This window comes from Kitasatospora sp. NPDC041917, from assembly GCF_055589745.1.
Genome location: NZ_JBVJBI010000047.1, coordinates 1 through 12484, shown reverse-complemented (window position 1 = coordinate 12484; position 12484 = coordinate 1). Strand labels below are relative to the sequence as shown.

The 12484-nt window shown below is 72.4% G+C and carries 5 protein-coding genes; all 5 read left to right on the top strand.

The genetic code is table 11. From position 1 onward, the window contains the following. Positions 1 to 110 precede the first annotated feature (110 nt). Positions 111 to 2102, top strand: coding sequence for a carbamoyltransferase C-terminal domain-containing protein (locus tag ACZ6EM_RS34770; protein ID WP_452178772.1), 1992 nt, complete (start codon positions 111 to 113; stop codon positions 2100 to 2102). A gap of 263 nt (positions 2103 to 2365) precedes the next feature. After that, positions 2366 to 2974, top strand: coding sequence for a class I SAM-dependent methyltransferase (locus tag ACZ6EM_RS34765; RefSeq protein WP_465774156.1), 609 nt, complete (start codon positions 2366 to 2368; stop codon positions 2972 to 2974). Between the two features lie 65 nt (positions 2975 to 3039). Continuing rightward, entirely contained in the window at positions 3040 to 5580 is a 2541-nt protein-coding gene (locus tag ACZ6EM_RS34760) for a non-ribosomal peptide synthetase (RefSeq protein WP_452178773.1), read from the top strand. After that, positions 5573 to 10189: a type I polyketide synthase gene (locus ACZ6EM_RS34755; protein ID WP_465774155.1), complete on the top strand. Its 4617-nt coding sequence runs from the start codon at positions 5573 to 5575 to the stop codon at positions 10187 to 10189. The genes ACZ6EM_RS34760 and ACZ6EM_RS34755 overlap by 8 nt, the downstream gene beginning before the upstream one ends. A gap of 32 nt (positions 10190 to 10221) precedes the next feature. Next, on the top strand, positions 10222 to 12484 hold a 2263-nt coding region (locus ACZ6EM_RS34750; protein WP_465774154.1), incomplete at its 3' end, for a type I polyketide synthase.

The window sequence follows — 12484 nt, the reverse complement described above, 5'->3', positions numbered from 1 at the left end:
CGCCCGGCCGAGCCGGCCCTGGCAGCCTCGCGACCGCCTGCGCGGGCCGCTTCCAGGACCGTCCGGCCCGAAGAGCCAGCAGCCACTGTCCGACCGCCGAAAGAGACATCGTGACCGCGTACCCAGCCGCGAAGTACTTCCTGTCGAGCTACATCTCCCCGCCCGGCGGCTTATCCGTCATCGCACCGCGCCATGACCAGAACATCGCGCTCTGGCGCAGTCACGACTCGCGGGTCGAACTCGTCAGAGTATGGGAGCTCGAGCGCGTCAGCGGACAGAAGCACCACTTCTGGCCGCTCTTCACCGTCGACCGCTACAACAAGGTGCTGACCGAACTGCTCGCGGCCGAGGGGCTCTCCCCGGAGGACGTGAGCCTGTCCTGGGGCACGCCCGGCCTGCCGCACCACGCCGACATCAAGCTGCCGGCGGGCACCGAGGACTTCCCGGTCCACAGCCTCGCCCACCTCTACAGCGGACTGCTCCTCGACTCCGAGGTGTTCCGCAGCGAGACCATCATCGGACTGGCCCTGGACGGCCGGCCCGACTTCGGCCTCGACCGGACGGGCAAGAAGTACTGGTACACCGGCTGCGTGTCGGCCAAGGGCGACGTCGACTTCGCTCCGGTCGAATCCCCGGCCCCGATTTACGACGCCGCGTCATCGGAGTTCGGCAGGGAGCCGGGCACCCTGATGGCCCTGGCGTCGGCCTGCCCCACCGAAATCGCCTTCGACACCGAGGCGGCGGTGCGGGAGCTGGAGCTGTTCGGAGGCCGACGAGTACCGCTGGTGGACACGCTTCCCTTCGTCCAGGCCGTGATTCGTGCGGCCGAGTCCCAGTTGCCGTCCATGGAGCTGGACAGCCGCTTCACCCACCAGGAGCACCTGCAGTCCGCGGTCATGAAGATCGTCCAGACGGCCTGCGAGCTCGTCATGGTGCGCAACGTCGACCGGCTGCTCGAGTCGGCAGGGGTGGACCCGCGCCAGGCGTACCTCTCCCTGAGCGGGGGCTTCGCCCTCAACTGTCCGACCAACTCCTTCCTCCTGCGCCGCTACGGGTTCAAGGGCCTGCTCACTCCGCCGAGCGCGAACGACTCCGGCCAGTCCCTCGGGATCGGCCTCCTCGGCCTCCTCGGCGAGGGACTGCTCCCGGGCGGTGGTTTCCGGCTCACGTCCGCCTACCACGGCTCCGAGCTCACCGACGTCGAGAGCGCGCTTCAGCACTTCGACGACTTCATCGAGGACGTCGAGGAATTCACCGAGGCCCGGTTCGTCGAGGATCTCTCCACCGGACCGCTGGTGTGGGCGGACGGAGCGGCCGAGATCGGTCCGCGCGCCCTGGGCCACCGGAGCATCCTCGCCGATCCCCGCTCACCCCGGTCGAAGGAGCTGCTGAACGACTGGAAGAGCCGACAGTGGTGGCGCCCCGTGGCCCCGATCGTCCTGGAGGAGTACAGCGGCGAGTGGTTCGAGGACCCCTGGCCCTCGCCCTACATGCTCGAGACGGCGTACGTGACCGAGTCCAAGCGCCGGCTGGTCCCGGCCATCCTCCATCTCGACGATTCGGCCCGGCGTCAGACCCTGTCCGCCGAGACCAACCCCCTGCTCCACCGGGCGATCGAAGCGTTCCGGCAAGCCACGGGGGTGCCGATGGTGTGCAACACCTCCCTGAACGACAAGGGTGAGCCGGTGGTGGACACGGCGGCCCAGGCCCTGAACTTCGCCATCCGCAAGGGCGCTGCCGTCGCCTACATCGCGGGCCGCCGCGTCCGGTTGCGCACGGAGGCCGCCGGCCGGAGCCCGGTTCCCACGCGTCGGCACGATCGTCGCGAGGAGCTCTTCGCGGGCCAGGAGCAGGACCGCGACGCGATCTGGGAGTCCTGGGTCGAGTCGGGCTACACCACTGCGGCCATGGTCCTGATGTCCCGCTCCCCCGAGCTGCGCGATCAGGCGTTGGCGAAGCCCGCCGTGGTCAACCAACTGGCCGAGGTCGCGAGCGCCCGCGACGCGAGCGGCACGCTGGCCCTCGCCGCGGCGAAGCACGCCCGGATGTTCGGCCCGGACGCCGTCTTCGACACCGAGTCCCAGGAAGGCGCGGCTTTCTGATGTGACATCAGTTCCCGTGCGCCGGGACGGGACGGATGTCACGCACGCACCGCCGGCTCCCAGGGTTCTCCCGGTCCGGAGGGTGACGGGGAACCGGGTGCCGCGCCCGCGGAAACCCTGGAACGGCCCTCCAGACCGTCCACCGCCCGACGGCCCTGGTCCGGCGGCGTCCCGCGCGCGCCCGGCACTCTCCCAACAGCCACCGTCCGGACGGCCGTGCCGTCATGACCGGCTTCGCTCCAGCAGTACGGAGGATCAACGCAGTGAACACGAAATCGCTCTGGGCGCACACCTCTGACATGGCTCACATGGGCGAGGAGTCCCGGGCCGGACACCCCTCGCACGCGGTCGTGACCGAGCGGATCGCGGCACTGCACGGCGAGGAACCGTTCGAACTGCTCGACTGCGGTGTCATCTCCGGGGTCACCTACCGCCACCTGCTGACGGCGGGCCTGGAGGTCGACTTCACCGGCATCGACATCAACGAGGCCGCCATCGACGACTGCCGCGGGCTGCACCCCGAGGCGCGGTGGGAGCAGATGAGCGTCACCGACCTCACCTTCCCCGAAGGCTCGTTCGACGTGGTGAACTGCCGGCACGTGCTGGAGAGCCTGCCGTACTACGAGACCGCCGTCCGCGAACTGTTCCGGGTCTCCCGCCGCACCGTGGTGATCTGCATGTTCCAGGTGCCGCGGGAGACCGAGGTGCTGCTGCGGCGGGAGACGGCCGACGGCTACATCTGGCTCAACCGCTACGCCGCCGGCCCGTTCGAGGCGCTGCTGCACTCGCTCTCGGAGTCGGTCGAGATCATCGACGTCCCCGCCGACCACCGCCGCAACCAGGTCTATCTCTGCACCAAGCGATCCGCGTAGCCGTGGCCCGTTCCGGCGAGACGGGTGACGTACGTCCTGCCCCCAGACTCCTCGAGGCAACCCTCATGACACTGCGCCACCCCGCACCTCCCGTGCCCGGCCCCGATGCCGAAGGGCGCCCCGCCGAGCTGCCCGCCGCCCCGGAGCTCCCGTTGGACCGGACGCCTCCGGCCCGGCGCGACCACCGGGCCGGCTCGGTCCCCCTCGTCGTCCCCGCCGGGGCGACCGCCGCCCTGCGGCACCTGGGTGAAGCCTGCGGAGGAGGGCTCCCGGCGGCGGCCTTCGCCCTCCACCTGGCCCTGCTGCACCGGTACGGCGGACAGACCGAGCTCGCGGTCGGGGTGACCAACGGCGCCGGGGTGACCACGCCGGTCCGCGTCGAGGCCGGCGGGAGCTTCCGGGACCTGGTCCGGCGGGCAGGCGCCGCGCTGGCGGCGGCCGAAGAGGTCCGCACCGGCGCGGCCGTCCACCTCTGGCCGGGTTTCTCCTTCCGGCCGGAACCGCGCGTCGCCCCCGAGACCACCCACTGCGACCTGGATCTCCAACTCTGCTACGTCGACGGCGAACTGACCGGTCAGCTGGTGTTCGCCACCGACGTCCTCGACCCGGCCACCGCCCGCCGCGCGGTGGACCACCTGCTGCGCCTGCTCGAAGGCGCGACGGCCGATCCGGACCGGTCGGTGGCCGAGCTGCCCCTGCTCACCGCCGGGGAGGAACGCGTCATCGAGGCGCTGAACGGCGTCCCGGGCGAGCCGACGGACGTGGGCTTCCACCGGCTCTTCGAGGAGCAGGCCGCCCGCACCCCCGGGGCGATCGCCGTCCGTTCCGAGGGCGCCGCCCTCAGCTACCGCGAACTCAACTCCCGGGCCAACCAGTTGGCCCACCTGCTGCGGGAGAGCGGGGTCGGCCCCGAGGTGACGGTGGGCCTCTGCGCCGATCGCGACGTACGGCTGATGGTGGCCGTGCTCGGCATCCTCAAGGCCGGCGGCGCGTACGTACCGGTGGACCCGAACGACCCGGTCGAGCGGCGGGACGGCATCCTCGCGGACGCGGCCGTGCGGATCGTGGTGGCGACGGCCCCGCTCGACACCGGACACCGGGTGGTCGAGCTCGACGCCGGGCTGACCGTGCTGGCCGGCCGGCCGGACGAGGACCCGCCGGCCGGGCACTCGGCCCCGGGGGACGCCGCGTACCTGCTCTACACCTCCGGCTCCACCGGCAAGCCCAAGGGCGTGGTGATCGAGCACCGCCAGCTCGTCGGCTACACCCGCGCCGTCGTCCGGCGGCTCGGCATCGACGGGCCGCTCAGCTACGCGATGGTGCAGCCGCTGACGGTGGACTCCAGCGTCACGGCCTTCGCCCCGCCGCTGTGCACGGGCGGCGAGGTCCAGCTGATCTCCCGTGACGTCGCGCTGGACGCGGAGAGACTGGCCGACTGGGTGCAGACCCGGGGGGTCGACTGCCTGAAGATCGCGCCCTCCCACCTCCGGGCCCTCCAGACCTCGCCGCGCTTCGCCGAGCTCCTGCCGCGCCGCCTGCTGGTCATCGGCGGCGAGGCCTCCGACTGGCGCTGGCTGCGCGCCCTCCAGCGCCTCGTCCCGCACTGCCGGGTCTTCAACCACTACGGTCCGACCGAGACCACCGTCGGTGTGCTGACCCTCGCCGTGGCCGACCACCCGGAGGCGGAGTGGGAGACCGCGCCGATCGGCGTTCCGCTCCCGGGCACCCGGGCCCACGTGGTGGACCCCGCGGGCCGTCCCACACCCGTCGGCGTCGCCGGAGAGCTGCTGATCGGCGGCGACAACCTCGCCCGCGGCTACCACCTCCGGGACGACCTCACCGCGGCGGCCTTCGTCCCGGACACCCTCGGCGGCGGGCCGGGCTCCCGCCTCTACCGCACCGGCGACATCGTCCGCCGCCTGGCCGACGGGACGATCGCCTTCCTCGGCCGGCGCGACGACCAGATCAAGGTCCGCGGCTTCCGGGTCGCCCTGGGCGAGATCGAGGCCGGCCTGAAGAGCCACCCCGAGGTGCGCCACGCCATCGCCGTCGTCCGCGAGGACGTCCCCGGCGACCGCCGGGTGGTCGCCTACATCGAGCCGCACGGCCCCGGGTTCAGCACCGCCGGGCTGGAGCGCCACCTGCGGGAGCGGCTCTCCCCGCACATGGTGCCGCAGGCGATGGTGACGCTGGACCGGCTGCCGCTCTCCGGGCACGGCAAGGTCGACCGCGGCAGGCTGCCCCGGCCCGCCGAACCCGCCACCGCGCCGCTGCCACCACGGAACGAACTGGAACGACTGGTGGCGCAGGTGTGGCAGGAGGTCCTCCACACCGAGGCGGTCGGCACCGACCAGAACTTCTTCGACATCGGCGGGCACTCCCTGCTCATGGTCGGGCTGCACCACCGGCTCCGGGCGACGACCGGCCGGGAGGTCGACCTGCTCGACCTGTTCCAGCACACCACCGTCCGGGCCCAGGCCGAGCTGCTCTCGCAGCAGAGGCAGGGGGTGGCACCGGCCGCCACCCGCGGCAGGAGCGCCCAGCAGAACGCCCTGCTGAAGCGCCGCCAGCAGCAGCTGCAAGCGAAGCGAGGTCACCATGAGTGAGTACTCCCCCGAGCTCGACCCCACCGTGGACGCCGAGCTGGACTCCGAACAGGCCGACGGCTTCTCCGAGTTCGACGACAGTCTGGACATCGCCATCGTCGGCATGGCCGGCCGCTTCCCCGGCGCCCGGACGGTCGAGGAGTACTGGAGCAACCTCAAGGCGGGCGTCTGCTCCGTCACCCGCTTCGAGGACGAGGAGCTCGCCGCCCGGGGCGTGGACGCCGCCACCCTGGCCGACCCGAACTTCGTCGGCGCGGGCTACCCGCTGGCGGACAGCGAGAAGTTCGACGCCGCCTTCTTCGGCTACTCCCCGCGCGAGGCCGAACTCATGGACCCGCAGCACCGGGTCCTGCTCGAATGCGCCTGGGCCGCCCTGGAGAGTTCCGGATACGACACCGATCGGCAGGACGGCCCGGTCGGCGTCTACGCGGGCGCGGGCAACAACACCTACCTGCTCTTCAACATCGCCTCCCAGCCCGGCGCCGCGCAGATCCTCGGCGACAAGCAGACGGTGATCGGCAACCGGCCGGACTTCCTCGCCAGCCGGGTCTCCTACAAGCTCGGCCTGGAGGGCCCCGCCCTCAACATCCAGTCCGCCTGCTCCACGTCACTGGTCGCCGTGGTCGAGGCGTGCCAGGCGCTGCTGGCCTACCAGTGCGACACCGCACTGGCCGGCGGCGTCGCCGTCGACGGGACCAGGAGCAAGGGCTACGTCTACCGCCCGGACGGCATCTTCTCGCCGGACGGCTACTGCCGCACCTTCGACGCCCGCGCCCAGGGGACGGTGGGCGGCGACGGCGTCGGGATGGTGGTGCTCAAGCGCCTCAAGGACGCGATCACCGACAACGACCACATCCACGCGGTCATCAAGGGCTCCGCGCTGAACAACGACGGCTCCCGCCGGGCCGGCTTCAGCGCGCCCAGCGCCGCCACCCAGTCCGCCGTCATCTCCACCGCGCTGGCGAACGCGGACGTGCCGGCCGAGAGCATCGACTACATCGAGCTGCACGGGACGGCCACCATCCTGGGCGACCCGATCGAGTTCTCCGCACTCGCCTCGGCCTACTCCGGGGTCGGGGAGCGCAGGTGCGCCCTCGGCTCCGCCAAGACCAACATCGGCCACCTCGACTCGGCCGCCGGGGTCGCCGGCCTGATCAAGACCGTGCTGGCGGTGGAGCACGGGCAGCTGCCGCCCACCCTGCACTTCGAGCGGCCCAACCCGCGGATCGACCTGGCCGGCAGCCCGTTCTACGTCAACACCGAGCTGCTGCCCTGGCCCGAGGGCGACGGCCCGCGCCGCGCCGGGGTCAGCTCCTTCGGCCTCGGCGGCACCAACGCCCACGTCATCCTCGAACAGGCCCCGGAGCTGCCGCGCGAATCCCGGCAGGCCGACGGCGCCGAGCAGCTGCTGGTGCTCTCCGCGAAGAGCCCGGAGGCCCTGGAGGCGGCCACCGACCAGCTGCACGACCACCTCCGGGCGCACCCCGAACTCCCGCTGGCCGATGTCGCGTTCACCCTCCAGCAGGGCCGCCGGGCGTTCCCGTACCGACGGATGCTGGTGGCCGGCGGCACCGAGGAGGCGCTGGCGGCGCTCGACGCCCGCGACGACGGTCGGCTGCTCACCGCGACCGCGCCCGAGGCCCCGCACCGGCCGGTGGCCTTCATGTTCACCGGCTTCGGCTCCCAGTTCCCCGGCATGGCGCGCGAACTCTACGCCCAGGAGCCGGAGTTCAGGGAGGCGATGGACGAGTGCGCCGGACTGCTGGAGCCGCTGCTCGGCACGGACATCCGCGAACTCGTGTTCACCGTCGACGAGTCCGCGGACGCCGCCCCCGGGCAGCTCTTCGACTTCAGCAGGCTGCTGCTCCAGCCGGAGCGCAGCGAGCACCCGCTGGACCAGCCACGCCTCGGCTACCCCGCGGTGTTCGCCCTCGAGTACGCCCTGGTCAAGCTCTGGGCCGCCTGGGGGGTCGAGCCCGAGGTGATGATCGGTCACAGCCTGGGCGAGTACGTCGCGGCCTGTGCAGCCGGGGTCTTCTCGCTGCCCGACGCCCTGCGCCTGGTCGCGGAACGCGCCCGGCTGATCGAGGAGCAGGGCGAGGGCGCGATGCTCGCCGTGCCGCTCTCCGAGGAGGCCGTCGCACGGTACACCGACGCGGAGGTCTGCCTCGCCGCGATCAACGGCCCGCAGACCTGCGTGCTCTCCGGCACCGTCGAGGGCATCGAGCGGGTGGCCGGCGAACTGCTGGCCGCCGACATCGCCACCCGCCGGCTGACCACCCGCTTCGCCTTCCACTCCCCGATGATGGACCCGGTCGTCGAGCGCTACGCCGAACTGGTCCGCTCGGTCCGGCTGAACGCCCCGGCCGTGCCGTTCGTCTCCAACCTGACCGGCACCTGGATCACCGACGACGAGGCCACCAGCCCCGAGTACTGGGCCCGGCACGTGCGGGAGAGCGTGCGGTTCGCGGACGGCCTGGCCACCCTGTGGTCCGTCCCGGACATCGCGATCGTCGAGATCGGCCCCGCGCCGGCCCTGACCCCCGGGGCCATCCAGCACCCCGCCGCCGCCGGCACCGACCGGGTCGTCCTCCCGTCCCTCCCCGGCGCCTTCCTCGGGCAGAGCGACCGCACCGCACTCCTGCGGGCCGCCGGACGCCTCTGGCTCGCCGGCCGGGAGCGCCCCTTCCCGGCCACGCCCGGCGCCCGGCGGGTCCCGCTCCCCTCCTACCCCTTCGAGCGGCGCACCTACTGGCTCGAACCCGGCACCGCCCAGCCCGGCAGCGGCTCGGCCCAGCAGCGGCGCGGCGACCTGCCCCAGTGGCTCTACACGCCGTCCTGGCAGCGGCTGGCCGGCGCACCGCAGCCCGCCGAGGTCGGCCTGGCCGACGAGCGCTGGCTCGTCTTCGCGGACGGGACCGGTGTCGGCCACCACCTCGCCGACCGCCTCGAAGGTCTCGGCGCCACCGTGCGCACGGTCTCACGGGGAGCCGAGTGGCACCGCAAGAGCGAGCGCGAGTACGTCCTCGACCCCGCCCGGCCGGAGCACTTCGGCCGACTCGCCGAGGCGCTGCGCGCCGAGGGGCCGCTGCCCGGTCGGGTGGTGCACTGCTGGAGCGTCGGCGACGACGCCGACCGGGCCACGGCGCCCGAGGACGTCCGGGCCCTGCTGCACCGCTCCTTCGACAGCCTGGTCCACTGGGTCCAGGCCACCGAGGCCGAGCTGATGACACGGCAGCAGCGCTGGGACGTGCTGTCCTCCGAGGTGCACGCCGTCCTCGGGGACGAGCCGCTCTGCCCGCCGAAGGCCACCGTCCAGGGCCTGTGCAAGGTGCTGCCGCAGGAGTACCCCTCGCTCAGCTGCGTCCACTTCGACCTGCGCCCCGAAGGCCCGCAGGCCGTACCCGGGCTGGTCGACCAGCTGCTGGCCGACCTCGCCGCCCCGCCCACCGAGCGCACCATCGCGCTGCGCGGTCGGCACCGCTGGGCGCCGACGTACGTGACCGGCGCGCCGCGCCCGCGGGGTGGGTCCCCGGTCCGCCCCGGCGGGGTGTACCTGGTCACCGGCGGCCTCGGGAAGATCGGCCTGCTGATGGCCCGTGCCCTCGCCGACCGGGCCGAGGTGCGCCTGGTGCTGCTCGGACGGACGGGTCTGCCGCCCCGGGAGAGCTGGGCCGATCCGCAGCACCCGGAAGCGGTCCGGTCCGCGATCCGTGCCGTCCAGGAGATCGAGGCGCTCGGCTCCGAGGTGCTGGTGACCGCCACGGACGTCTCCGACCGCACGGCCATGCTCGCCCTGAAGGAGCGCGTCCTGCGGGAGTTCGGCCCGATCGACGGCGTGCTGCACTGTGCCGGCACCACCGGTACGGCGGCCCACCGGGAGGTCGCGGTCCTGGGCGCGGAGGAGGCCTCCTGGCACTTCGGCCCCAAGCTCTACGGCACGCAGGTGCTGCACGAGGTACTGGCCGACCAGCAGGTGGACTTCGCCGTCATCTGCTCCTCGATCGCCTCGCTGCTCGGCGGGCTCGGCTTCGGGGCGTACGCCGCCGCGAACGCCGCGCTCGACGCCTTCGCCCAGCGGCACCACAGCACCTCCCTGCCCTGGACCAGCGTCAACTGGGAGGCCTGGCACTTCTCCCAGGAGGACCGGGCGAATTCCGAACTCGGCGCGGCAGTACGCGAGTTGGCACTCACTCCGGCCGAAGGCCGACAGGTGTTCGACGCCCTGCTCGACGCGGTTCCCCAAGCGCAGATCATCACCTCCACCGGTGATCTGACGCTGCGTCAGGAACTGTGGGCCGACCCGGTGGCCGAGGCGCCGGCCCCGACCGCACGGCACGAACGCCCCAACCTGCGCAACCCGTTCGTCGCCCCGAACGGCGAGACCGAACACCGGGTGGCGGAGATCTGGCAGGAGCTGCTCGGCCTGGAGAGCGTCGGCGTCCAGGACAACTTCTTCGAACTGGGCGGTAGTTCACTGCTCGGCCTGCAGGTCGTCCACCGACTGCGTCAGGGGCTGGCGGTGGCCGTACCGCTGACCATCGTCTACGAGGGCCCCACCGTACGCACCCTCGGCGCGCTCATCGACAACCTCCGGGCGGCGCAGTGATGGCGGCGCGCGGCGGTGTCGCGATCATCGGGATGGCGGGACGCTTCCCCGGCGCGGAGGACCTGACCGAGTACTGGTCGAACCTGCGCGACGGCGTCGAGTCGATCGTCGCCCTGACCGACGAGGAGCTGACGGCGGCCGGGGTGCCACCCGAGGTCTTCGGGCAGCCGAACTACGTCAAGGCCGCGCCCGCCTTCGCCGGCAGCGACCTGTTCGATGCGGAGTTCTTCGGGTACACCGCCCGCGAGGCCGAGGCGATGGACCCGCAGCACCGGCTCTTCCTGGAGACGGCCTGGGCGGCGCTGGAGCACGCCGGCTACGACGCCGCCCGGTACGAGGGCAGCATCGGTGTCTTCGGTGGCGCGGGGGCCAACCGCTACGTCCAGCACGTCTACTCGCACCAGCAGATCGTGGACACCCTGGGCCAGACCCAGATCCTGGTGGCCAACGAACTCGCCTTCCTGGCCTCCCGGGTGTCGTACAAGCTGGACCTGAAGGGCCCCGCGGTCTCGCTGCGCGCCGCCTGCTCGACCGCGCTGGTCGCCGCCCACACCGCCTGCCGGAGCCTGCTCGCCGGGGAGTGCGACCTCGCCCTGGCGGGTGGCGTCCACGTCGACCCGAACCCGGGCACCGGCTACCTGCACCAGGACGGGTCCTTCGTGTCCCCCGACGGGCACGTCCGCCCGTTCGACGCGGACGCCCGGGGCACGGTCTTCGGGACGGGTGTCGGTCTGGTCGCGCTGAAGCGGCTGGAGGAGGCGCTGGCCGACGGCGACACCGTCCACGCCGTGATCAGGGGCTCGGCGATCAACAACGACGGCGCGGTGAAGGTCGGTTTCACCGCCCCGAGCGTCACCGGCCAGGCCGCGGTCATCTCCGCCGCGCTCGCCGGCGCGGGCCTCGCACCCACGGACATCGACTACGTCGAGGCGCACGGCACGGGCACCTCGCTGGGCGACCCGATCGAGGTGCAGGCGTTGTCACGGGCGTTCGGCGACACCGGGTCCTGGGCCCTCGGCTCGGTCAAGGGGAACGTCGGCCACCTCGACGCCGCCGCCGGCATCGCGGGCCTGCTCAAGACCACGCTCGCGCTCAAACACGAACTCCTCCCCGCCTCGCTGAACTACACCCGCGGCAACCCCGACATCGACTTCGCCAACAGCCCGTTCCACGTGCAAGCGGAATCGACTCCCTGGCCACGCACCGAGAACCACGTCCGCCGCGCCGGGATCAGCGCCTTCGGCTTCGGCGGCAGCAACGCCCACCTCATCCTCGAAGAAGCCCCCCTCACCCCGCCCTCCCCGGCCGGCACACGCCCGACCGAAACACTCATCCTGTCCGCCCGAACCCCGCAAGCACTCGAAGAAGCCACCGACCGACTGGCCGCCCACCTGCGCCGCGAACAGCCCAACCTCGCCGACGCCGCCCACACCCTGGCCACCGGCCGCCGCACCTTCCCCCACCGCCGCACCGTCACCGGCACCACCCCCGACACCATCGCCACCGCCCTGGAGACCCGCGACCCCGCCCACGTCACCACCAGCCACACCACCCGCGAGACCGCACCACTGATCTTCCTCTTCAGCGGCCAGGGCTCCCAGCACCCCGGCATGGCCCACGACCTCTACCAGCACGAACCCGTCTTCCGCACCTGCGTCGACGAATGCGCCGAACTCCTCGCACCACACCTCGGCGAGGACATCCGCGACATCGTCTTCACCCAGGACCCCCGACTCGACCAGACCCAGTGGGCCCAACCCGCCCTCTTCGTCATCGAATACGCCCTCACCCGGCTCTGGCACTCCTGGGGCATCACCCCCACCGCCATGCTCGGCCACAGCCTCGGCGAATGGACCGCCGCCTGCCTCGCCGGCGTCTTCACCCTCCCCGACGCCCTCCGCCTCGTCGCCCTCCGCGGCCGCCTCATGCAGGCCCAGGCCCCCGGCGCCATGCTCAACATCATGGCCGACCGCACCACCGTCGAAGCCGCCCTCCCCCACGACCTCTCCCTCGCCGCCCACAACGGCCCCCGCGACTGCGTCGTCTCCGGCCCCCACCACGCCATCCAGGCCTTCACCACCCTCGCCAAAGAACACGGCTGGCCCACCCAACCCGTCACCACCTCCCACGCCTTCCACTCCCCCCTGATGGAACCGGCGATCACGGAATTCACCACCGCCGTCGCAGACGTGCCCCGCCGGACACCGAACACCCCCTTCATCTCCAACACCACCGGCACCTGGATCACCGACCAACAAGCCACCGACCCCGCCTACTGGGGCCACCACATCCGCG